A 23,371-nucleotide genomic window follows, 5' to 3' on the forward strand; every position below is an offset into this window, starting at 1 on the left:
CTGTAAGTATTGGGAAGAGTGGCTTGCTGCGGGTTGCTCAGCCCCGGGAGGGGACTGCCGCGTGCAGATCCGGATTGAAGCGGCTGCCGGTTTCCCGGTTGAGCAACGGGGTCAGGCCTCCGGTATGGAACGGATAGTTGGCTCCGAGAATCATGCAAAGGTCGATTTGTTGTGGCCCTGAGACCACGCCCTCGCTGAGCATGTGCTGGGCTTCGTCCGCCATTGCCCAGAGGATTCTGGCTCGTATCTCGTCTACGGCAGCGGGCTTTGCCGGGGGCAGGAGGACGGCCGCCTCCGGAAGGATACTGCCGTCCTCGGCTAGGTAGCCGGGCAGCCCTGCCTGAGCCACCCGGCGGAGGCTGGGGCTGAGGGGGAAGCGCTCAGGATAGGCGTTGTGCAGGCTTTCGCAGATATGCAGTTGGACCTGCGGACCGATAAATTGCAGGAGCCGCAGCGGTGTCATCCGCAGCCCCACAGGGTCCAGGGCATGGTCCACGGTGAAGGGGTCCGATCCGTAGTCGATGAGCTGCAGGACTTCGCTGAAGAGTCGGGTCAGCAAGCGGTTGACGACGAAACCGGGACGGTCCTGTACGAGAACAGGAGTTTTACCCAAGGTCCTGGCCAAGGCGAAGGCCTTCTCGACTGCGGTGGATGACGTATTGACCCCTTGGACAATTTCTATCAGCGGGAGCACTGCGACCGGGTTGAAGAAGTGGAAACCGATCAGCCTGCCGGGATGCTGGAGGGCTGTTGCCTGTTCATCGACTGACAGGGCGGAGGTGTTGGTCAGGAGCAGCGTGTCGGGTGCAACGATCTGTTCGAGCGTGCTCCAGACCTGCTGCTTGACCTCGAGCTTTTCAAAGACCGCTTCGATGACGATTTCGCAGGGGTAGAAGTCCTCAAGTCGGACCGTGCCATGGATTCTTCCGCGGATCTCATCCCGACGCTCAGCTGTGAGGCGTCCGCGGTGCACGGCACGGTCGAGCTGGGCACTGACCCGCTCAAGGGCCTTGTCGACCCGTTCCTGGTCGAGGTCATTGATCAGTACGTTGGCGGTGGAGTGCTCGGCGAAGACGAGGGCCAACTGAACAGCCATCAGCCCGCCTCCGACCACGCCCACGTTGGCCAGTTCCAGGTCCTTACCGGCCCGGTTGTTTTTACGGGCTTCCTGCAGGAGGTCGAAGGCATAGATGCTCGCGCGGCTTTCGTCGGATTGCAGCAGCGTGGCGAAGGTTCTGATGGTGTCCTCACGGATCGGGTCCTCCCCCGCAGCGAGGCGTCCGCTGGTCCGGTCCCCGTGCTGGTTCCCCGGTCCCGCTGCAGTGCGGTCGCGTTCCTGCCACAAGGCCAGAAGGTCGGAAACGGCAGCGGCGGCCGGTATGGTGTCCCGGGTGCGCTCGACGGCCGGTCCAGCGTCCACGGCGGGGCTTATAACCGAGCGGGCGCCGTCGAGGAGGTCATTGGTCCATCGGAGGGCTGCCTCCAGAAGGTCTTCGTCGTCCAGCACTGCATCGACGATGCCCGTCTCCAGCGCACGGGCGGCGGTCAGATGGTTGCCGTTCAGTGACTGTGTAACCGCGATCTGCCTGGTTTGGGCGGGCCCTATCAGGCGGGCCATGGAAGTGAGTCCTCCCCAGCCGGGGATGAGTCCGAGGTTGACCTCCGGAAGGCCGAGGGCTTTCACCGAGGATGCCGCAACCCGGTAGTCGGCGCGTAGCGCCAGTTCCAGGGCTCCGCCCAGGGCAGGACCCTGGATGACGGCAACGGTGGGTACGTTCAGTCGGGAGATGGCGTCGAAGATGTCGTATCCGCGGGTGGCGATGGCTGCACCGTCCTCCCACCGTGTCGACGTGCGGAATTCGTCGAGGTCGGCGCCGGCGCCGAACACCCGTCCGGTGCCGTGGAAGACGACAGCATCAACCTTGGATGTGTCCAGGGACCAGAGGGCTTCGGCTAACTCCGCAAGGGCAGGGGCGGACCACGTGGTGAGCGTTCCGGTCGCTGGTTGGAACTGGAGAATGGCGAAACGGCGGTTGGACACCACTCGTTCGCTGAGGATCGTCCGGGTGGGTGCAGCGGTAGTCACGTGTCTCCTTTGGTAGCACCTCGGTGCTGAACGAGTTCTAAGTGCGTCCTGAATGCCTGTTGCCGGCAGCAAAGTGGCGCAGGTATCTTTCAAGCCCTATTTGCGGCTTTTCAGCCTTGACATGTAGTCGCCCGCGAACCGCCGGGGTCCCTCCCCTGTCCAGGCCTGCGTCACCAAGGCCGCGTGGTCAGTGACGGCTTCCCGTATTTGTCTGCTGGCGTCAGCGCGGAGCATCTGCTTGTGCAGGGCAAAGGTCTGGGCCGGTGTGGAGGTGAACTGCCGGGCGATTTCCACAGCGCGTTGTTCGACGTTGTCCTGGGTGGTGATTTCATCGATCAGTCCCAGGGCGAGGGCTTCGTTTGCCTCTACCGTCCGCCCCGACAATACGAGCCCAGCCGTGCGGGTGCCGGCGGTGAAGCGCAAGGCCTCGAGGCTCGCAGGCGGCACGGGGAGGCCGACGATTGCCTCCGTGACGCCAATGCGGCCTTGGGCCATTACCCGGTAGTCGCAGGCGGCAGCGAGCAGGCAGGCCCCGGCGATGGTGTGCCCTGTGAGGGCGGCGACCACTGGCACTGGCAGCTCGAAAAGCGACTGCACCAAGGCGTCCAACTCGGTCACAAACGCCGTGGTGTAGTCCAGGTCGTTCTCCAGCAGTCGGGTGAGGTCGACTCCCGCGGAAAAGATGCGGTCAGTGCCAGTGATGACCAGGCCCTTGGCTGGGCCGAGGTCTTGTATCTGGAGGGCGATGGCACGAATGAGGTCCAGGTCGAACGCGTTGACCTTGCCGTGATTGATCCGCAGGACCATGAGGGGTCCATTGTGTTCGACAGCAAGCATGAAGTTCCTAACGTCGGGCTGGACAGGGTGCTTTGTACTGGTTTTTCGGTTACGCAGGCCGCGACTGGGCGACTTCGGGGATCTTGGTGGCCGCTTTGCCCTTGAGCGAAAGCATGGTCCGTGCTTCATCAGCCGTGGCGATTTCCCTGCCGAGGTCTTTTAGGACGGCGACCATTTTCTGGACTTGGTCAGCGTTTGACTCGGACTTCACGCCCTTGCCGGCGTAGAGGTTGTCTTCGAGCCCGACCCGTACATGCCCTCCGCGCCATGCACTGTGTGTGGCGAATTCGAACTGGCGCCGGCCTGCGGCGAACGCGGAGAAGTGATAATCATCGCCGAAGAGTTTGTCGGCGACGGCGATCATGTGATTGAGGTTCATGTGGTCGGCTCCGATACCGCCAAGGATCCCGAACACGCCCTGGATCAGGAACGGCGGCTTTGCGAGCCCGCGCTCGGCGAAGTGGGCCAGCGTGTAGAGGTGGCCGATGTCGTAACACTCGAACTCGAACCGGGTGCCGTTGGCTTCGCCCAGCTCCCGGAGCGCGTATTCGATCTGGGCGAATGTGTTCTGGAATGGGTGTGAGTAGGACTTCTCCACGAAGGGCTTTTCCCAGTCATACTTCCAGTTGGTGATGCGCTCGGCGATGCCGGAGTAGACGAAGTTCATTGATCCCATGTTCAGCGAAGCCAGCTCGGGACTGAATGCGGTGGCCGCAGCGAGGCGCTCCTCAATGGTCATCGAGGTCGCTCCCCCGGTGGAGATATTGACGATGGCGTCCGTTTCTGCAGCAATGCGTGGGAGGAACTGTCCAAAGACATCCGGGGAGGAAGCGGGCCGTCCGTCCGGCGCCTGCCTGGCGTGCAGGTGCACGATAGCGGCGCCGGCGTTGGCCGATGCGACGGCAGCTTCCCCAATCTGGTCAGGGGTAATCGGTAGGTACTCGCTCATTGACGGAACGTGGATTGAGCCCGTTACGGCCGCCGAAATGATCACTTTCTTTGTGGCAATCATGGTGACACCTCTCGATGATTGGTGATGGCTAGTGGGCGTTTGATGGTGGAGCCCCTGTTCAAGGCGGCACCGACCCTTCCGTGAGAAGTTTGGTGTCCCCGCCGTGAACGCACGACAGCATGGTCAGGCCGAGCACGCCCTCACAGCGTGATCGATACGGTTGATTGCCATGTTGTTCTCCAGGGATTGTCTTGCTGGGGGGTATTTCAGGGTTGGGTGGGTGTGACCGGGTGGCCTTCTTAGTGCGATACGGCCTCCTCCTGGGCCAGGGCGGCTCGTGATCCGTGCAGCAGGAGTCCGGCGTCGTTGGAAACTGCCCAGAACCGGCACGTTTTCAGGGCTTCCGGCAGCGGTGTTTCAGGCGCGGCTCCGATTGCTGTGCCCAGAGGAATGCTTCCGTTGGCAGCGGCATCGGCGACGGTGGCCAGCAACTGTGCGAATTCCGGATCAGTCGAGGCTAAGCCGGTGGAGGCGGCCAGGTCCGCCGTTCCGAGGAAGAGGTGATCGATGCCGGGGACCGCCGCGATTTGGGCTGCGTTTTCTACGCCCAAGGTGCATTCGATCTGGGGGATCAGTGCCGCCTGACGGTCCATGCGCCGATACAGCGGCACGTCACTGCCCCAGCCGCCTGCCCGCACCGTCGGACCGTATCCGCGATTGCCGTCCGGTGGCAGGTGGGCTGCCCGGACCAGGCGTTCCGCGTCTTCACGGGTTTGTACATGCGGCACGAGCACTCCGTGGGCGCCCGAGTCCAAGACCCTGGCGATCAGCACGTCATCCAGTTCAGGGACCCGGACCAGAGGCGGGATGCCCGCTCCGCGGGCAGCGCCGATGAGCTGATGCACCTCGGCAAGTCCGAGAGGGGCATGCTCCATGTCGATGATGACGAAGTCGAATCCTGCCAGTGCCAGAAGTTCGACCACATCCGAATGCGCAATCTTCACGAACGTGCCGAGGGCCGCGGGGCCGTTTTCATGCAGCAGTTCCCGGAAGTGCTTCATAGCGATACTCCAGGCGGGTCCGGGTATTCGTCGGCATTGATGACCCATCCAGGCTGCGCTGAAAAATCATCACGGGGCGGGCAGAAGATGTCGATCAAGTGGTTGCGGACCTGGCCAACAGACTGACTGGTATGGACAGCAGGCGGCGGGATAATCGCGATCGAAGGGCTGCCCAGGAGGCGGTGCTCATCTTCACGCCATTCCGCGGCACGGGATGTCCAGGGAGTACGGATGTGGTGGATGTACTCGCCCTCCACGGCCAGTGAGCATTGCTCGAAATCCGGGTGGGAATGCGGGGAAAGTGCGTCCGGATTGCGCGGTCCCTGGTCGGGATCAAACCAGTTGACCATCAAGGTGCTGGACCGGAAAATCCGGCCGAAACGCGAAGGTTCGTAGGGGTAGTCCTCGATACGGTAAGCCTGGACCTTGGGGTCGCCGAGGGGGCCGGACCACGCTTGGAACGGGGCAACGTGGGGGTGGGCCTCGGCGTAGTCCCTGGTGTTGCGGCATGTGGCCAGCAGGTCCTCAGCACGGCAGGAGAACAGGCGGACCAGAGGCCCGCTCCGGCGGATCTCGATCTCGCTGTCTCCCGGTGGCACCACGACTAGCGCGGGCCCTGCGACCTCACGGTCCGCCGCGCCGGTTGCCACGCTGACCACTCCTTCATGGTTCAGGAGCAGCACCATGTATTCGTCTGGTTGGTCCTTGCGGGCGAAGGCGTCGCCTTCGACGGCCCAGGAATAGGCGAGCACAAAGTTCTGCCCGCGAACCCACCAGGTGCGGCTGCCCGGCCCGGAGATCTCATCCGGTTCCAATTGGCTGAAGTCGAAGAAAGCAGGGGCAGCGGATGCGATGTCGCTGGCCGGCTCTGCACGCGTCAACTGTGAGCGGAGGTTCTGCGGATCGTAGGTCATCAGGTACTCCAAGCGGTGAAATGGAAGTGGGGGCTGACGGTCATTGTGCGGCTGCTGCTGCGTCAAGGGTGTTGCGGAGTAAAGAGGCGATCGTCATCGGTCCCACACCTCCCGGCACGGGGGTGATGATGCCGGCGATTTCCTTAACGGCATCGAAGTCCACATCGCCGCACAAGCCGGTTTCCCCACGGTGGATGCCCACGTCGATGACGGCAGCACCGGGGCGGATGTGGTCAGGGCCCAGCAGGTGCGGGACGCCTGCGGCAGCGATCAGCACATCTGCCTCCCGGGTCACCTCTGCAAGGTCACGCGTGCGGCTGTGGCAAATGGTGACCGTGGCATGGCGGGCCAGCAACATCTGCGCCATCGGCCGGCCGACCAGATCGGAGCGGCCCACCACAACGGCGCGGGCACCGGACAGTGGAACCTCGGCGTGGTCAAGCAGAGTCATCACCCCTGCCGGTGTGCAGGGCTGCAGGCCCGGACGTCCCTGTGCCAGCCGGCCGGCGCTGATAGCTGTGAGCCCGTCGACGTCCTTAGCCGGGCTGATGCGGTCAATGACGGCTCGAAAATCCAGATGCTTGGGCAGAGGAAGCTGAACGAGGATGCCGTCGACCTCGTGATCGGCGTTCAAGTCGTCAATGAGAGACTCAACCTCGTCCTGCGAGGCCTCGGCGCTGAGGTGCCGGTGGAGATCACGCATTCCCACTTCCACGCACTGTTTTCGCTTGTTCTTGATATAAATCTGGGAGGCGGGGTCATCGCCTACCAGCACTGTGGCCAGACCGGGGGCTTTGGCCAGTTTTGCGACGTCGGCAGCGACGCTGCGCCGCAGCTGGCGGGCTACATCGGCGCCGTCCAGTACGCGGGTGCTCACGAAAACACCACCGTCGTATTGCCAAGCCGCACAACACGGTCCTCGCAGTGCCATTGCACCGCCCGCAGCAGCACGGACCGCTCCACGTCCGCGCCTTTGCGCTGGAGCGTGGCGGCATCGTCCCGATGGTTCACCCGGATCACGTCTTGTTCAATGATCGGGCCCTCATCAAGGTCGGCCGTGGCGTAATGAGCGGTCGCGCCGACGAGCTTCACACCCCGCTGTTTGGCCTGCTGGTACGGTGCAGCGCCCATGAAGGCCGGCAGGAAGGAGTGATGGATGTTGATGACCGGGCAACCGACCTCCCGGAGGAAATCATCGGACAGGATCTGCATGTAGCGGGCCATCACGACCAGGTCGAAATTGCCGGAGAGCAACTGCAGCTGCTGCTGCTCAGCATGAACCTTGCCATCCCGGGAAACAGGGATGTGCACGAACGGCACACCGAAGGAACGCACCTGGGCCGCCAGATCAGCATGGTTAGAGATCACAAGACCGATGTCGATCGGCAGTTCTCCCCGGCGCCACCGCCACAGCAGGTCCAGAAGGCAGTGGTCGTAACGTGAAACCATGATGGCAACACGCTTAGGCGCCGCCACTTCGGTGATCTGCCACTCATCAATCTGAAGCGGGCCCGCTACCAAAGCAGCGAAGTCGCGCCGCAAGTCCTCGACAATGACCGACAAGGCCTTGCGGTGGAACACCAGACGGAGGAAGAAGTGACCTCCCTCGGGATTCGTCGTGGTCTGGTCCGATTCCACGATGTTAACGTCGTAGGTCCGCAAGAACTGGGAAATTGCTGCAATGATGCCGGGCTGATCGGCGCAGTGGACGATGAGGCGGCCAAGATCCTGAACATCCCCGTTACCCGCAGCCTGATTAGTCACGATGCTGCGGTTCGTGGTTTCAGCTGTCTTAGTCATGGTTGTACGACCTCGTGTTCTGAATCGGGAAGTGAAGCCAGATCCGCAATGGGTCTGGTTTGTGATCTGTATCTCAGCCTAGGAACGTGTGCCAACGCGCCGCGCCCCCCGGGACCGAGGGGATTTCACATCCCCTCGGTCCGGGAAGGTAAGGACTGCGCACAGAACCGTTTCCGAAACGCCTGTTGCTGGCATGGCTGGCGCATGTTCTCCGGGCGGGCAGCGAGGACCGCTCCTGGGATACTGCATTCAGAGGCGATCCGGCCGGCAACCGGCGCCCTCCGGGCGCCAGCGGCTCGGCAGGCCGAACCCGACAAACTAGCCGAGCGCTCCTTCTTGTTGGGTCAGGTCGCTCCGGCGGCTGTCCTGCTTGTAAGGGGCAGGGCGATGATGGCCGCCACCATACGAAGGGATGAGCGGCCGCCATCAGGGTCGATGGTCATTCGCACTGCACGATGTTCCACGTCCGCTTCGACGAGGAAAGTCGAGATTGCCAACACGACGCCCGGCCTGTCGGTACAGGTCACAAGTAACCGGGCACTGATGGTTCCCACCACTCTGATCGGCAGCGGACACGGCAGAACCAGACTTCGGTCATTTCACTGGTCCACATCGATAGCCGCGCTACCGATCGGCTCGGTCCTTGCCGGCGGATACGGAACCATCGGCGGTATCTGGATTGACCCGGTGACCGCCAGTCGTGCCGGTGACCTTCTTGGCCCGCTTCATTTGCGCTGAAGTGTCTGAGGGGCCAGGACCGCGACATGTTTTGCCAACCAAGCGTCGGGGACGCTAGAACCCCATTCGTCGACGCCACGACGGTCCTCGAGTGACCAGACCTGGGGTCCGTTCCATCGGGGATCCTCACCAATGCGGATCATGCCAGACCCTAGTTCGACCATCATGCCGGAGTGATCCTCAAGGTACGCGAAGATGCTACCGCCCGTCCCGTGACGACCCACACCCCACACCAAATAGTGAGAGGCATCGACGTAGTTATCTACCCGGTCGATAACCTCCGTGACGTCTCGGTAGTCGAAGGCGATGTGATGCAGGCGGATCTTCTCGCTCTTCAATACGGCGATGCCGTGATGATTCGCGCCAGGCACCGGGCAGTGCAGCCAGGCAATGAACGGGTCGTCGGTGCTGCCGATCCAGTCCGAGGGCCGGAGACCAAACGCCTCCATGAAGAAGGACATGTGCGTCGCGACGTCGGGAACGCCGATGTTGAAGTGCGAAAAGTGCAGTGGACGGGGGAGCTCGGAGGGCGCCGGTGCCGGCACGCGCTCCATGCCCTCGTAGAGTTTGACAACAAAGCCTCCCGGAATCTCCAGGAGCCGGCCGCGAGAGATTCCACTGTGATTGATCGCCCCGAGATCCAGGGCGCCCGCCGTGATCGCCCGTGCGACGTCGTCGTCGAGCGTGCCATCGGCTACCGCCAAGTTGAGATGCCGTAGACCCGGCTCCTCGGCCAGAGACTGCACGAGGATGAGGTCGTGGTGCCGATCCGCCGAGCGAAGGTATGCCGTTCCGTCGACGCGCTCTGTCAGCTCGAGCCCTATCTTCCGCTCGAAAAACTCAATGGACTTTGAAAGGTCGGGCACCTCTACGGTGACCGATCCGACGTGGGTAATCATGATGTGCTCTGTCTCCTTAGGATCGACGCAGTCATCGACTCACGCCCGGTTTGCAAGTCTTGGGATGTTGTTGACGTCAACGTTCTCGTTGCGGTTCTCGTTCAGATACGGGAAGCGGGACACCGTCGCTCGGATCTCCTTCTGCCGAGTGCCGGGTTCACCCCAAAGTACGGTCACTTCGGTGCCCAGTTGCGCGTATTCGACGTCGATCGAGCACAGCGAAAGCATCTTACGGAAGTGCAGGCTGTAGGTCCGTCCGGAACTGATGCCCACCAACTCACCGTCTTTCAACACTTGATCAGCGAAATACGTCATGGCATTGCCATCGGCGAAGGCGTGCGTCGGAGCATCCATGTTGGCAAATGGCTCCTCCGAACCGAACTTCGACGCGTACACATCAACGATGTCCTCTGAATTCCATTCGAGTGTCACCATCGCTCGACGGGGGTTTGCGACCTCGCGCTGCAGCGCTTCTTTACCAACGAAGTCATGCGCGAAGTTGATACGGTTGGTCCAGCCCAACTCCACCGGTGTGCGGTAGCGCAGAGAGATGTCGCTTCCCATGCTTCCGCGGCACGTGGTGGAGTGTCGGAAGAGTTCTCCACCGGCCTTTAGCCATGCAACGAACTCTGGATCCTCGACCCAAGGGTGTGGGAAGTGCACGAACGCCTGCGGAAATCCATCTTCGGTGTGGTTCATCAGGTACGAACGGAAGCCAATCCGCTTCAGACCGTAGGCCTTACCGACCTCGATGATGCGGTTATAGACGCTGCGACCATGCTGAGCGTCTCCGTGCAGTTCATAGGCCAGTGTGCCTGCCATCCCAAGCCGCGTGACGGTGAGATCCGTGGCCGAGATCTGCACCTCGGCACCGTCGATTTGGGTTCGCCGGTGATGCATGAACCGAATGTCGTGAAAATCCTGACGAGTCGCCTCCTCGATGATCTCTAGCGCATGCGGACCCGCTACCTGGTAAAGGAACTTCTGCCCCGTGAGGATTTCGCCGGTAGCGTCCCAGTCGCCCTTCTCAAAGACATAGGCGATATAGAGCGCACCCATCTCGTAGCAAATGAACTCATCCTCCGCGAGACGCATGATCACACCATCGCCCATATTCAGGCCGTCTTCATTGCACATGATGGCGTGCTTGTTGGATCCGACCGGGAACTTCTCCATGTTGTTCACAAGGACGCTCGACAGGAATCGAACGGCGTCCGGACCCTTGATTCGCCAGGTCGGCTGCGGATTCAGGGAAGCGGAGATGTACGCCCCCGACTTCCACGACTGGACTTCATCCATCCAGTTCGTGTACTCGAACGGCATGACGACATCACCTGCACCGATGTAGATCATGACAGATGGGTCGTACGGGATCATGGGATGGTGGAGGAACATCTTTTCCACTCCATGGTCGGGCCCAGAGATCGGGGCGGACGTGTTTTCCATCGCAATGACGTCATTGTTCATGTCTGCGAGTTCCTTTCGTTGTTGACAGCTGCATGCGGACTCACGATTTTGGCGTCGCCTCGGAAGACCACGCGGACGTCGCGGGAGAGGAATCTCCACCCGTTCTCGGTGTTGACTAAGTGATCGTGCACATCCGAGATAGCGAGAGGGAGAGTAACCGGGAGAATGGGATCTCCGTCGCCGCCATAAAGGAGCATCACGCTCTGCTGACGGCACTCCGATTCGGACAGGAATTGGACTCGGTTATTGAGGAAGAGGTGCCGGACCGTACGTGGACCGAGATTCTCTCGTGCGAGGTACGCGGCTCTGATCACCTCTTGTCCGACGAGATCGTGTTGATCGATCGAGTATCGCCCTTCGGGCGTGAAGAGCTCTGAGATTCCTCGTCCTGCGCAGTGGTCGAGGCGGTAAGCGAACTCGGCCATGACTTGTTCGATGCTGGTCACTGCTGTGGCTTGCTGGGGGAGTCTCTCGACCATCTTTGATCCTCATCTAATTCAGATCCGGTGGAACCGGATGATGTTCAGACTAGGGACCTGTCGTGATGCTGATCAAGAGCCGTTTTACGATCAGATTATTAGGTTTCACCGATCAATTGCCCCGGATTCCGCCAATCATGGCGGCTATTCTTCAGTCTTCTGACAAGATATGAGGATGGACATCAGGCAGCTCGAGTGCTTCTTCATGGTCGCTGAAGAACTGCACTTCGGGCGTTCTGCGGAGAAGTTGGGCCGGAGCCAGGCCGCGGTCAGCGAAACAATAGCTGCACTTGAAAGGGATCTCGGCGGTGATCTTTTCGCGCGCACGACTCGATCCGTTCGACTGACTAGGTTCGGCGAGCGATGCGTCCTGGCCTTACGCCCGCGGTACGAAAACCTAGTCGACGAATACCGCGCTCTTCGGAGGAGTCGCCCTCGATCACAGTTGGCGATGGCATACACTCCCCAGCTCGCTCAGTTCATCCTGCCGCATTGGGTGACGCACCTAATCGACAACGACATCACCGAACTCGCCAGAGCCTGGCTCCCACATGTCATGCACTCCCAGCAGCAGGTGGTCGCGACGCTCGAGGGAATGATCGACATCGGGTTGTGCTGGGAACCCCGCCCCCATGTCGATCTGGCGGTAACACGTGTAGCGCGATGTCAACTCGCGTTGATCCTCCCGGCAAGCGACCCTCTGTCCGAGCAGGAGTCCATCGCCCTGGGAAGTCTGCACGGTCGCCGCATCCTCGTATCACCTTCGAGTCATCATGCTGAGATAGACGCCATGGTGCGCGCGGCCGTGCTCCAATCTGGCCTCCATGTGAGCCAGATCGAGGAAACGGCGAGCTACGATGAACTGGGGTTGGCTGTGATCGCAGGTGCCGGCTTCGGACTCCATCCGGCCACTCTGGCTGCGACTAGTCGCGTGCCGGGAATCGTCTTCCGGCCGCTGAGCGATGTCCAACTCTCGGCAGACATTTGCGTCGTCAGTCGCCGCGATTCGCACGATCCCCGCGTAGCTCAGGTGACCACAATTCTCGGCAAGGTGGTAAGCGACGCTGTGGACATGCTTCCTGGCGTCGAGGCCCTCGGCGTTTGGGAATGACGAATCACTGCGCGGCCTCGAACATATGCCGCCCATCCGGTCCGTCAGCAGTTAGCACGGAGGGGTACACCGGCCGCTGCTGCGGCCTGCCAGGCGGGGTTCTGGCCCGATCCCGCCTGAAGGACCTGCCCCATGAACTTTGCCTCGACCATCTCTGGTGCTACGCCTGCCTTGTCCAAGGCGCCGGCGATCGCGGCTCCCCCGAGCTCCACGGCCGATATGGCCGCGAGTTGCCCCATCAGCTTGCCCTGCGGCGTCGTGCCGCTCCGACCACGAAACCGGGGCGGTCCTGGATGAGAACAGGGCTTTTACCCAAGGTCCTGGCCAGGGCGAAGGCTTTCTCGACAGTTTCTGACCGGGCGGGCGCCGTCGGGGAGGTCATTGGTCCATGGGAGGGCTGCCTCAAGTAGGTCTTCGTCGTCCAGCACGGCATCGACGATGCCCGCCTCCAGCGCCCGGGCGGCGCTCCTTCCGTGAGAGGCCTGGAATCCCCGCCGTGAACGCACGACACGTCCGATCGTAAAATCTTTCTGCGGCTCAGCTCTGCTCATTTGAGAGAAACGTGAGCGCGCGCTCCTGCACTTCCCGCAGGGCCGGTGTTTCGACGTGCCCCAACCCGGGGATTAGAATCTGGCGTCCGTTGGGCAGCAGCCGGGTCACTGCATCCGGAGATCGGGCAATGTCGTCGTCTTCTCCGGCGACCATGAGCACGTCCGCTGTGATTCGAGCGAGCAATTCCTCGTCAAACGTCTGCGGCGGGCGGCAAATGACCGCGGCCATGGCGCTTAGGTCATTGCCCGAGGCCAGCGCCTCTTCCACGACCTGACGCAGTCCATCAGGCGCCCCGTGGGGGACTCCATGGAAGAGAGCAGTCGAGACGACTTCGCCGTTCTCCACCGAAAACAGGTTCTCTCCAACCCCTGCGATCACCAACCGCCGGAAATAGGTGGGGTGCTCGGCGGCAAGCCGTAGAAGCAGCTTGCCGCCGAGCGAGAATCCGACACCATCGAGGCAGCCGCGGTGCTCCAGGGTGCGCCAAAGCTGATCTGCGATCTCGGCATAATCCTCGGGCCGGGCTGATGCGACATCCGGACTGTGCCCGGGCAGGGCGACGGGTATTACAGTGCGGCCTTGTGCCCGCAGCTCGCGCTCGAGCCAGGTTCCCCGCCAGGTCCTGTCGTAGGAACTCCCCCATCCGTGTACCAGAGCCACAGGAGGCAGGCTCTGATCCACGTGATGGGCCGACACTGCGTTCATGACGCACGACTCCTCAGCATGACCGAATCATTGCCCTCGGCCACGAAGACCGCTTCCAGCCGCCGATGGGCGATCAACAGGTCATCGTCGTAACCGGTAAGGGTGTCTTCGACATCGCACACCGCCTGAGGGAGCTGCAGGGAAACAGGCAGGGACCCGTGCCCGGCATACAGGACCAGGGCGTATCTGGCGACGATCCGTGAGTCATCCTGCTCGTTTACCTGCAGGTTGGACACAAGGTGGCGGGACACACGGTCTCCTGCTGCACGCCGGGCGGCGTATCCTTCGGCGATGGCGTCGCGGCCGGACATCGTCATCGCGGGCATTTCGCACACGCCTTCGGGCAGGAAAAATTTTTCCCCACCGCTGCCGTGCTCGTGGTCGACGTTCCACCAACTTCCGTGGACGAGCCCGGCGACGGCAGTGAGCAGGGCAGCCTGATCCGTTATGCCGCCGACCTGTGATCGCATGGAACGGCTCCTAGGATCCCTGGGTCATGAAGGTCTCGGGCATGTTGTAGGCCCAGCCGTTCATGATTTCCGGGAACTTCTCCGGGCTGGTTTCGGCGATGAAGAACTCGGAGTCCTCGAACTCATTCATCCCGGCGCTGAATTCGTTGCGGTTGCCTGTCGGGTCGAAGGCGTATGCGAAGCAGTTGGTGCCGAAGCCCTGGGTGTCGCGGGGTATGCCGCCCATGTGCCGGCCGGGGCCGAACTCCCACCTGTTCCCGGTTTCAACCAGCCGGTCCGAGAGCCGGAAGTAGTGGTTTCCGTCTTCCACAGCGAAGGCGATGTGGTGAAGGCGGTCTGACTTGCGCTGGGCCTGCATGTAGGCCAGGTCGTGGTCCTTTTTTGTGGCGCGCATCCAGGAGGCGGCCCAGTTGCCAGCGATCGTCAGTGCCAGCGACTGTTTGAACCCGAGCACCATCTTCATGAACTCCGAGAACTCCCGGGGGTCAGCCTCGCCCAGGAGGTTGATGTGGTCGATGTCTGTCGGACGGAATCCGCCATCGGATGTCGTTTCAGTGACGCCGGCGCGGCGGTTGCCATCGGCTACGACGAACTCCATGCGGTGGCCGCTGGGCAGGTCGAACCCGAGGATCTCGTCGTGGCCGGGCCGGTCAGGGCTGCGGTACTTCTCGTACTGCACGCCGTTGGCGGACAGGCGGTGGACAATTTCCTGCAGGTCATCGGCGTGATCGACGCCGAAGGCGAAGCTTTCGATGCTTTGACCTCCCGCGATGAGGGTCAAGTCGGCGGCGTCACCGGAGCAAGCGAGCAGGGCACGGTCTGTGGTTTTGTCCAGCACGGTCAGGCCGAGCACCCCCTCGTACCATTCCAGTGCCTGATTGAGTTCTTCGACCCGGACAGCTGCGTGATCGATACGGTTGATTGGCATTTTGTTCTCCTAAGGATTTTCTTGCTGATTGGTATTTCAGCGATCGCTGGTCGGACAGCGGCAGGAGGGGGCAGGTGCCGCCACCTGCATGGGTAGCACGAGTGGCCCGGCCTGCCGGACCAGCCGGGCTAAACGAGGACGGCTGGTTCCTTCGTAAGGTCGCGTCGGCGGCTGTCCTGCTTGTAGGGGGCAGGGGCGACGGTGGCCCGGATCTCGGTCTGTGGTTCCCCAGGCTGGCCCCAGAGGACCGTCACTTCGGTGCCCGGGGCGCTGTGCTCGACGTCGATGAACGACAGCGACAAAACCTTCTTGAACCATCGGCTGTAGCCCGGGTGCGTGGCGTGGCCGATCTTTTGGCCGTCTTTGACGATCCAGTCGGTCCATGCCGAGACCCATTGGTTCTCGGGCAGGTCCAGCTGCTGGTAGACCGGCCCTTCGTCGTAAAGGGAGGCATGAATGCGCTTCAAGTCCTCACTGTTGAACTCCAGCGTCACGACCGTGCGGCGCGGATTGGCCATCTCCTCCTCCAAGGCCTTTCGGCCCGGGAAGTCGTGGTCAAAGGCGATGTTGCGCCCCCATCCCATTTCAATGGGGCTGCGGTAGAGCTCTTCAATGTCCGCCCCGTCCCAGCTGCCCGTGAAGGAGGTGGCGAAGTTGTAACGCAGCGGTCCGCTGAAGGGTGTCTGCTCCCACTCGGGCGGAAGGTTCTCGTCCATGAAGCGGAAGTAATCCGCCTTACTGTCATCGGACAGTGCGTTCATGAAGTGCATGCCACCGGTTGGATAGCAGGCTTCGAGGTGGTTAATCATGAACGTCCGGGTGCCCAGGCGCCGCATCCCGAAGTCCTTACCCGCTTCCAGGATCGCCTCCAGAACCTTCTGATGGTTCTCGATGGGCCCTTGCAGCTCGAAGCCGACTTCCCCCGCCATTCCTTGGCGCAGGAACATGACGTCCTCGCCCCGGATGGTCCCGTATTTAGTGGACATGAACTTCACGTCCAGGAGGTTGGCGTCTGTGAGGCGCTCCAAGACAGCCAGGGACTTGGGCCCGGAAATCTGAAACTTATGCGTGATCGGGAAGGTGATTTCCACGTCGTATCCGCCCCGGTGGGCGTTGTACAGCGTCCACTGCGGCGTCCCGACCTGATACTCGAAGTCGTCCTCCCCGTGACGGATCAGGATGCCTTCAGAGATCACCTTGCCCTCGTCATTGCACTGGATAACATGCTTGGCCTTGCCGAGCGGAAAATTGACGAAGTTATTGACCGACAAATCCCGGAAGAGTTTCAGTGCATCGGGGCCCTTTACCCGGATCTGTGGCACAAAGGACCAGTCTCCGACGTAGCAGTTCTCATGCCACGACAACTGCTCATTCATCCACCCGGAGTTCTCCGACGGGCCCATAACGGGAAAGTAGGGCACCGGGGGCCGACCCGTGAAAGCGCGGAACTGCGCTGCATCGGTCATACGAATCCTCCTTGAATCGTGATCCCGACCACACTGGCCGGTCACTAACGACACTAGGCTCGGCGCGATCAGCCGCGCCCCCACGGACAACCCATGGGGTTTTGGTCCCCCGGGGCCCCACCGGGGGGATGACGGCCACCTAGGTTGCCCGTCGAACGTTGCGCCGGCCGCAGCCGGCACCCACCCATCCGAAGCAGCGCGCCCCAGCCCTTGACTCCTGGGGCTGCCCCTCTTTCAGTGGTGAGAAATCAGCTTCCTGCTTCCCGGGGCTGGGCCTGGCGGTTCCGAGCTCATGCACGGTGCTGCTCTAAACCACGGCACCCGCCTGGCGTCAACCCCGGGGATAAAACCCCATCCGTTGGACTGCATATTTTGTGCGGTTTCCCGGGGTTCTCCTTCACGTCCGTGAAACCCGTTGGGGAGTACCATGAAAACCGCGGTGACGCGGGTCACAGACGAAGGAGTCAAGGAGAGGGATGCCGGAAATCGACCACGGGGCAGTTCCGTCGGCGCAGGAGAACCTCCCACCAGTCCCGGACAGGGGACCGATCACACTACCGCTCATAGAACGCCAAGAGCAGGTGAGCGCGATCCACGATCTGTTGCGCCGCGGCCTTAACGGGTCCGGGCAACTGGCGCTAATCCAAGGGCCGGCGGGGATCGGCAAGACGCGGCTTCTGGAGGAAACGCACCGCTTGTCCCTTGATCTTGATGCTGAAGTGCTCAGCGCGCGCGGCGGTGAACTTGAGCAAGGCCATCCCTTAGGGCTGGTGCTGCGGTTGCTGGAGCATCGCATCTCCAAGGCCTCGGACGAAGAGCTGCCGATCCTGTTCCGCGGTCAGGCAGGGTTTCTCAAAGGACTGCTTACCGGCGGTTGGAGTGAGAACACTACAGCCGTTAACGATGAGTTCGCCCTGATGCACAGCCTGTACTGGCTGATGGTGAACTTGGCGGACCGCAAGCCTCTGGTCCTGCTGGTGGATGACCTGCAGTGGGCCGACGAACAGTCGTTGCGGTTCTTCCTTTATCTGGCCCAGCGGCTTCAGGATTTGCCCGTGGTACTGGCCGCCACCGTGCGCAGCGGTGACCCGGCCACCGAGAACGACCTCTTCTCACATCTGATGCTGCAGGCCGACCTTTCCCTTCGTCTTCACGAACTTACCGTCGACGGTGTGCGCCAGTTCCTTCAGGCGTCGCTGCCAGCGGAGAGCCAACCGGCAGGAAGCCTTATCGAAGAAACCTGGTCCGCCACGCGGGGAAATCTATTTCTTCTCCGGGAAGTCGCCTCCACACTGAAAACCCGGCAAGCAGGCCTTCGAAGTGAAAACGTTCCGGTCGATACGGCTCCGGATAAGGTGGCACGCAGCGTCATGCTGCGAATTTCGGCGCTGGGCGCGGACGCCGTAGCCCTGGCCCGCGCAGTGTCCGTGCTGGGCACCTCGACCTCCCTGGCCGTCGCCGCGCAGGTAGCCGGCCTCGCGCATGATGCAGCGATTACCGCCGTAGAGCGGCTGTCCGCAGCACAGATCCTCGCCGCCGACCCGGAACTATCCTTCCACCATCCCTTAATCCGTTCCGCGGTCTACTACAAGTTCAGTGCTGATGAACGAGCCGCCGCCCACTTGGCCGCCGCGCGGCTGCTCCACAGGTCAGGGGCACGCCAGGAGGACGTGGCGCTGCATCTGATGCGGGCCGCCCCGGTGCCTGAGGACTGGGCGAGAACTTCCTTGCATGCCGCAGCCCGCAGCGCTGGTCAAAAGGGCGCCCCGGCGACCGCGGCGCGTTTCTTGCGCCGGGCTCTCGAAGCTCAAAAACCCGAAGACGCAGCCGACGCCCGCCTCCTCGTTGATCTCGGGATGATGGAAGCAGCGGCCGGGGAAACCGATGCCCTTACTCACCTCGAGCGGGCCTTGGAACGCTTGGACGGTCCCGCCGAAAGGGCTTTGGCAATGTATGCCCTGGGGCAAACCTTGTTCCGGTATGGCCGTTCGGCCGAAGCCCTCACCGTGTTTCGCCGCGGAGCGGATGATTTCGCAAGTTACGACCGGGAACTCAGCCTGCGATTTGAGGCAGGCTACATCGCCTCGGCCGCCTATCTCTTTGGCCGCGCCCGCGAGGCCTTCGACCGCGTCAAAACGCTGACCTCGGAGCTTGAAGCGAATGACATCAGCACCCTCTCCCCCGCAGAACGCCTACTGGTGCTGCATTTGGCCGTCTTCCGGGCGATGTCGGAACCCGGTTCGGCCCAACACGCCGCACTGGCGCTGCGAGTACTGGGAGACGGGCTGCAGCTGTGGCGCGAAACGTCCGACGGAATGGCACTAAGCCACACCGTCCTCGCCCTGACCTGGTGTGGAGCGCCCCGTGAGGCCGTCGCGGTTGCAGACAAGGTACTGACCGATGCGCGGCTGCGCGGAGACTCCCTGATCTTCGCCGAGATTTCACTCGCGCGGGGGCTGGCCATGTACGCAAGGGGCCGGGTCGATGAAGCCATGGCCGATGCCCAGGCCGCCGTCATCGGCATGAGCCGCGGCTGGAACTCTACAGTCCCCGCACCCCAAGGTCTCCTGGCGTACTGCCACCTTGACCGGGGAGAAATCGACGAAGCCGCCGAAGTGCTGAAAGTTGCCGAAAACGGCCTGCGGGATGAGCAGACCCGTGCCCTGAATGTTTGGTTCTACATGGGCCGCGGTCGCTTGAGATTGGCACAGAACGATTTTCCGGGAGCGTTGGATGACTTCCTGCAGGCGGGTGAACTGCTGGAAACCAACGGCTACAGCAACCCGGGGTACATGCTGCTCCCCTGGCGGGCACTAGCAGCGTTTTCTGCCCACAAACTCGGGAGGACAGAAGACGCGCAAACCCTCGTGGATCAGGACATCGATTTGGCTGAGCGGTTCGGGCTGCCCTCCACTCTCGGCGCGTCAATACGCTACAAAGCGCTCATCGCAGACCCTGCTCCAGATATCGATCTTCTACAGAAGTCGGTTATCGTCCTTGACACTGAAGATCCGTCGCTTCTGGAACTGGCCACCAGCCTTTTGGAGCTCGGCGCGGCGCAGAGGCGTGTTGGCGAGCGGGTTCGATGTCGCAACACGCTCCGCCGTGCTTTGGATCTCGCACACCAGGCCGGCGCGACAGCAATTGAGAAACGCGCTCATGAAGAACTTCTCGCAGCCGGCGCCAGACCCCGCCGTCCTCTCATTCAAGGACCGGACGCGCTGACCCCCAGCGAGCAGCGCATCGCAGACCTCATGGCCGAAGGGATGACCAGTCGTCAGATCGCTGAGCAGTTGTATCTGACACTAAGCACAGTGGAGTGGCACCGTCGCAACATCTACCGCAAGTTAGACGTCAATTCCCGGCACGCCTTGAAGGCCGCACTGACAGGCCAACCCCTGGACGCAGAAGTATGAGCGCTTGCTCGTCCAACAACGTTCCGCACAGGCCGGATAACCGAGCTCTACCGATGGGGCGTACCGGCTGCTTTCCTGCTAGGCAAGAGTCGCTTGCAAGACCCTGGCTCACGCGAACTTCAAGGAAGATCCGGCTCCGTCCATAGAACAAATGATGCAACTGATATTTCTGACCAAATCCATTCCTCCCCGAAGAACCGAGGTTTTCAATGACACAGCCAGCCACTCAATACGAGAATTACGAGAACGGTCTTAGGATGCGCAAGCGCGTCATGGGGGACGCCTACGTGGAGCGAACCCTTGGCCAGGTCAGCGAATTCTCGCGCCCGGCTCAAGAACTGGTCACAGAGTTCGCCTGGGGGCAGATCTGGAACCGACCAGGACTCGATCTCAGAACACGAAGCATGCTCAACCTGGCCATGCTGACAGCGCTCAATAGGTCACACGAGCTCAGCGGCCACATCAGAGGTGCTCTCACTAATGGCGTAACCGAACAGGAGATCCAGGAGGTCCTACTACAGACCATGGCGTACTGCGGGGCCCCTGCCGCTTTGGAGTCCTTCCGCGTCGCCGAGGCTGTCTTGGCCGAGACGCGCCACCAATAACCTAAATCAACACCCAGGGACAGGCCGCCCGGAAGCTCCGGGGGATCAGGATGCGTTCTCCGATGCGTACGCCTTGGCTACACCCCAACCTGGCACCGGCCGTTTGCTTGACGGAGTATCCGGCGTCAGGACTGCTTGACCAGCGCCGCTTCGATATTGATCCTCACCTTGTCGCTGACCAGCACGCCGCCGGCTTCCAGTACCGCGTTCCACGTCAGGCCGAAGTCCTTACGGCTAATCTCGGCTTCGGCCGAGGCGCCTGCGCGCGTGGCCCCGAAAGGGTCCACGGCCACACCGCTGAACTCCACTTCCAGTTCCACCGGCCTGGTCACTCCCTTGATGGTGAGATCGCCGGTCAGCGTATAGTCCTCGCCGTCGCCTTCTATGGATGTCGCGCGGAATGTCATCTCTGGATATTTTTCCACATCAAAAAATTCCGGTCCCTTCACGTGGGCATCCCGGTTGGCGTCACCGGAATCGAAACTGGAAGTTTTGACTGTGGCATGCAGCGACGCGTCAGTCAGAGACTCCCCGATCCGGGCTTCGGCGGAAGCCTCGAGGAAGCGGCCCCGTACCTTGCTGATGCCTGCGTGCCGGACCGTGAATGCAATCTCACTGTGCGACATGTCAAGAACCCAGACCCCTGAAGTTATTCCGTGCGGCAGAGTCACTTTTGCATCTCCTTAGCAGTGGAAACCGGTGAGGATGACCAACCCCCACACTGCTGCACCAGGGATTTTTTGTCCAGACACTCAACCAGCCTAGAGGCACCCGAATGTGCCCGTTACCTGGCAGAAGCAGAGCAGTCAAGACGCTACATCAGTCTGGAGAGCGCCAACCTCACGCACCCTCCTTCACTGCGGCGTGCTGAAAAAGCCCCAGGGGGTGAGCCTGGGGCTTTTTCGTGCGGTCTTTCAGCCTTCTGCTGTTCGGTCGCCGGTGAACGGGTGCTAGCCGACGGTTACGAGCGCTTCGCTGCGTGCGAATTCCATGGCGCGGGTCCAGAGAATCAGCTGGTCCAGCATGGGGGCGAGGGCGGCGGCGGACTGTTCTGTGGGATTGAAGGTGGTGAAGTTCTCCACGTCCGAGAAGATCGAGAACATGACCTGGTTGCGGACATGTGCCAGTTGAAGTTCAGAGGCGATCCCGCGCAGGTGCTCGACGGCGCGGGCCCCGCCCTTGGAGCCGTAGGAAACGAAGCCGGCGGCCTTGTTGTTGAACTCCACGTTGAGGTAGTCCAGGGCATTCTTCAGTGCGCCGCTTATGGAGTGGTTGTACTCGGCGACCACAAAGATGTAGCCGTCGAATTCGGCGATCTTGGCCGAGAAGGCCTTGGTGTGTTCGTTCTGGTAGTTCTGGTAAGCAGCCGGGTAGGCCTCGTCCAGAATCGGAAGGTTGAAGTCGGCGATGTCGACGACTTCAAACTCGATCGGGCAACAAGACCAAACTCCAAGAAGAGAACCTGGTCTCTGAACCGTCGGCACGAGGTACATCAAAACCCGTAGCTAGGCAGCCAAAAATGAAGACCACGTAAGCGCCCGGCTGGATGCTCCAGCCGGGCGCTTACTCATTGGCTGTCTTCTTCGCTTCTCAGCCCGTCCTCCCGGCCAACGTCAGGTGCCAACCACCGCAGCGGATAGCTCTTCGACTTTGAGGTCCGCTGGCGAAGGAGCTGCGCCCGGGCATTTCCTTCTGTAGACCGCGAGCAGGATTGCTCCTTGACAAATATCTGAGTATAGTCATAATTGATGGTAGTCATAGTTTGCCCCGACCAATCCAAGGAAGGCCGGTGCCGACGACGTGCCCTCGCGGCAGGGGGGGCGACCCCCGTCGCTGCACCAATGGCACCAACTAGCAACCACCACCCCAGAGGAGCAACACGATATGCGGGCATTCGTAGTCACCAAGTACAGGGAGCCGCTGCGCGAGGCGGACGTCCCTGAGCCAATCGTCGGGGACCGCGATGTGCTCGTACAGGTGCAGGCGGCGGGGCTGAACCAGCTGGACGAGAAGATCCGACTGGGCGAGTTCAAGCAGATCCTGCCCTACAAACTCCAGCTGATCCTCGGCCACGACGTCGCGGGCACTGTCCTCCAAGTTGGGGCAAAGGTGCGCGGGTTCAGGCCGGGCGATGAGGTCTACGGCCGTCCCGACAAGGACCGCATCGGCACCTTCGCCGAGCGCATCGCCGTCGCGGAGGAAGACTTGGCGCTAAAGCCTGCATCGGCCAGCATGGAGGAAGCGGGCTCGCTGCCGCTTGTGGCACTGACCGCATGGCAGGCCCTTGTCGAGCAGGGTAACGTGCGACCCGGGGACAAGGTTCTCATTCACGCCGGCGCCGGCGGGGTGGGCTCGGTCGCCATCCAGCTCGCCAAGCACCTCGGCGCGACCGTTGCAACCACCGCCAGCAGCGCCAACGCCGGCTTCGTGCGCGACCTCGGGGCGGACACCGTGATCGACTACCGCAGCCAGGACTTTGAGCAGCTCCTCAGCGGGTACGACTTGGTGCTCGACAGCCTTGGTGGGGAGAACCTCGAGAAGTCACTGCGGATCCTCAAGCCCGGCGGCAAGGCTATTGGGATTTCCGGCCCGCCGGATCCGGCTTTCGCCCGCAATGCCGGGCTGAATCCCGTGCTCCGCCTGGCCATCAGCGGCCTTAGCAGCAAGATTCGGCGGCAGGCCAGGAAGCTCGGCGTCACCTACGAGTTCCTTTTCATGCGCGCCAGCGGGGACCAACTGCGCCAGATCAGTGCCCTGGTCGACGACGGCGTGCTGCGCCCCACCGTAGGGAAGGTCTTCAGCTTTGACCAGACCCCGGAGGCGCTGCAGTCCCTGGCCGACGGCGGCATCCGCGGCAAAGCAGTGGTCGCCCTTACCCACTGAAC

22 protein-coding genes are annotated in these 23,371 nt (G+C 61.9%); 4 read left to right on the top strand and 18 right to left on the bottom strand.

Annotated elements, in window-relative coordinates:
• Positions 1-37: 37 nt before the first annotated feature.
• The 11 genes from M1D32_RS17210 to M1D32_RS17260 all read right to left on the bottom strand — a co-directional run bounded on the left by M1D32_RS17210 (position 38) and on the right by M1D32_RS17260 (position 11,233).
• Positions 38-2,086, bottom strand: a complete 2,049-nt coding sequence (locus M1D32_RS17210; RefSeq protein ID WP_458779827.1) for a 3-hydroxyacyl-CoA dehydrogenase NAD-binding domain-containing protein — start codon at positions 2,084-2,086, stop codon at positions 38-40.
• Positions 2,087-2,182: 96 nt separating this feature from the next.
• Positions 2,183-2,923: an enoyl-CoA hydratase/isomerase family protein gene (locus M1D32_RS17215; RefSeq protein WP_458779828.1), complete on the bottom strand. Its 741-nt coding sequence runs from the start codon at positions 2,921-2,923 to the stop codon at positions 2,183-2,185.
• 49 nt (positions 2,924-2,972) lie between these two features.
• Positions 2,973-3,935, bottom strand: a complete 963-nt coding sequence (locus M1D32_RS17220) for a beta-keto acid cleavage family enzyme (RefSeq protein ID WP_458779829.1) — start codon at positions 3,933-3,935, stop codon at positions 2,973-2,975.
• Between the two features lie 239 nt (positions 3,936-4,174).
• Positions 4,175-4,936, bottom strand: coding sequence for an HpcH/HpaI aldolase family protein (locus tag M1D32_RS17225; RefSeq protein WP_458779830.1), 762 nt, complete (start codon positions 4,934-4,936; stop codon positions 4,175-4,177).
• The gene (locus tag M1D32_RS17230) at positions 4,933-5,850 is read right to left on the bottom strand and encodes a cupin domain-containing protein (RefSeq protein ID WP_458779831.1); all 918 of its coding nucleotides are present in this window, start codon (positions 5,848-5,850) and stop codon (positions 4,933-4,935) included. Before M1D32_RS17230 ends, M1D32_RS17225 begins: the two co-directional genes overlap by 4 nt.
• Before the next feature lie 40 nt (positions 5,851-5,890).
• Positions 5,891-6,727, bottom strand: a complete 837-nt coding sequence (folD, locus tag M1D32_RS17235; protein ID WP_458779832.1) for a bifunctional methylenetetrahydrofolate dehydrogenase/methenyltetrahydrofolate cyclohydrolase FolD — start codon at positions 6,725-6,727, stop codon at positions 5,891-5,893.
• Positions 6,724-7,650: a formyltetrahydrofolate deformylase gene (gene purU / locus M1D32_RS17240; protein ID WP_458779833.1), complete on the bottom strand. Its 927-nt coding sequence runs from the start codon at positions 7,648-7,650 to the stop codon at positions 6,724-6,726. The genes folD and purU overlap by 4 nt, the downstream gene beginning before the upstream one ends.
• 344 nt (positions 7,651-7,994) lie before the next feature.
• Complete coding sequence (locus tag M1D32_RS17245; protein ID WP_458779834.1) at positions 7,995-8,147, bottom strand: hypothetical protein; 153 nt, start codon at positions 8,145-8,147, stop codon at positions 7,995-7,997.
• 228 nt (positions 8,148-8,375) lie between these two features.
• Entirely contained in the window at positions 8,376-9,287 is a 912-nt protein-coding gene (locus tag M1D32_RS17250) for a VOC family protein (protein WP_458779835.1), read from the bottom strand.
• A 39-nt stretch (positions 9,288-9,326) separates the two neighbouring features.
• A complete protein-coding gene (locus tag M1D32_RS17255; RefSeq protein WP_458779836.1) occupies positions 9,327-10,754 on the bottom strand; it encodes a hypothetical protein in 1,428 nt (475 codons plus the stop codon).
• Positions 10,751-11,233, bottom strand: a complete 483-nt coding sequence (locus M1D32_RS17260; protein WP_458779837.1) for a nuclear transport factor 2 family protein — start codon at positions 11,231-11,233, stop codon at positions 10,751-10,753. Before M1D32_RS17260 ends, M1D32_RS17255 begins: the two co-directional genes overlap by 4 nt.
• Before the next feature lie 175 nt (positions 11,234-11,408).
• Between M1D32_RS17260 and M1D32_RS17265 the strand changes: the two genes are divergently transcribed.
• A complete protein-coding gene (locus M1D32_RS17265) occupies positions 11,409-12,344 on the top strand; it encodes a LysR family transcriptional regulator (protein ID WP_458779838.1) in 936 nt (311 codons plus the stop codon).
• Between the two features lie 44 nt (positions 12,345-12,388).
• Here the strand turns inward: M1D32_RS17265 and M1D32_RS17270 are convergent, their stop codons facing one another.
• The 5 genes from M1D32_RS17270 to M1D32_RS17290 form a co-directional block, all read right to left on the bottom strand.
• Positions 12,389-12,583, bottom strand: coding sequence for a thiolase family protein (locus M1D32_RS17270; protein WP_458779839.1), 195 nt, complete (start codon positions 12,581-12,583; stop codon positions 12,389-12,391).
• 298 nt (positions 12,584-12,881) lie between these two features.
• A complete protein-coding gene (locus M1D32_RS17275) occupies positions 12,882-13,601 on the bottom strand; it encodes an alpha/beta fold hydrolase (RefSeq protein WP_458779840.1) in 720 nt (239 codons plus the stop codon).
• Positions 13,598-14,071, bottom strand: a complete 474-nt coding sequence (locus M1D32_RS17280; protein ID WP_458779841.1) for a nuclear transport factor 2 family protein — start codon at positions 14,069-14,071, stop codon at positions 13,598-13,600. Before M1D32_RS17280 ends, M1D32_RS17275 begins: the two co-directional genes overlap by 4 nt.
• 10 nt (positions 14,072-14,081) lie before the next feature.
• A complete protein-coding gene (locus tag M1D32_RS17285) occupies positions 14,082-14,999 on the bottom strand; it encodes a VOC family protein (protein WP_458779842.1) in 918 nt (305 codons plus the stop codon).
• Between the two features lie 128 nt (positions 15,000-15,127).
• Positions 15,128-16,465: a hypothetical protein gene (locus M1D32_RS17290; RefSeq protein ID WP_458779843.1), complete on the bottom strand. Its 1,338-nt coding sequence runs from the start codon at positions 16,463-16,465 to the stop codon at positions 15,128-15,130.
• A gap of 476 nt (positions 16,466-16,941) precedes the next feature.
• Here M1D32_RS17290 and M1D32_RS17295 point away from each other — a divergent pair, with 476 nt between their 5' ends.
• Both M1D32_RS17295 and M1D32_RS17300 read left to right on the top strand, forming a co-directional pair.
• Positions 16,942-19,881, top strand: coding sequence for a helix-turn-helix transcriptional regulator (locus tag M1D32_RS17295; RefSeq protein WP_458779844.1), 2,940 nt, complete (start codon positions 16,942-16,944; stop codon positions 19,879-19,881).
• Positions 19,882-20,090: 209 nt separating this feature from the next.
• Positions 20,091-20,486: a carboxymuconolactone decarboxylase family protein gene (locus M1D32_RS17300; RefSeq protein WP_458779845.1), complete on the top strand. Its 396-nt coding sequence runs from the start codon at positions 20,091-20,093 to the stop codon at positions 20,484-20,486.
• 125 nt (positions 20,487-20,611) lie between these two features.
• Here the strand turns inward: M1D32_RS17300 and M1D32_RS17305 are convergent, their stop codons facing one another.
• Together M1D32_RS17305 and M1D32_RS17310 are read right to left on the bottom strand one after the other, a co-directional pair.
• Complete coding sequence (locus tag M1D32_RS17305; protein ID WP_458779846.1) at positions 20,612-21,157, bottom strand: YceI family protein; 546 nt, start codon at positions 21,155-21,157, stop codon at positions 20,612-20,614.
• A gap of 279 nt (positions 21,158-21,436) precedes the next feature.
• Positions 21,437-21,979, bottom strand: a complete 543-nt coding sequence (locus M1D32_RS17310) for an NADPH-dependent FMN reductase (RefSeq protein WP_458782224.1) — start codon at positions 21,977-21,979, stop codon at positions 21,437-21,439.
• A 391-nt stretch (positions 21,980-22,370) separates the two neighbouring features.
• On the opposite strand from M1D32_RS17310, the gene M1D32_RS17315 reads away from it, so the two are divergent.
• Positions 22,371-23,369 (top strand): NADP-dependent oxidoreductase, encoded by a 999-nt coding sequence (locus M1D32_RS17315; RefSeq protein WP_458779847.1) that lies wholly within the window; start codon positions 22,371-22,373, stop codon positions 23,367-23,369.
• Positions 23,370-23,371 lie beyond the last annotated feature (2 nt).

This window comes from Arthrobacter sp. D3-16, assembly GCF_054408515.1.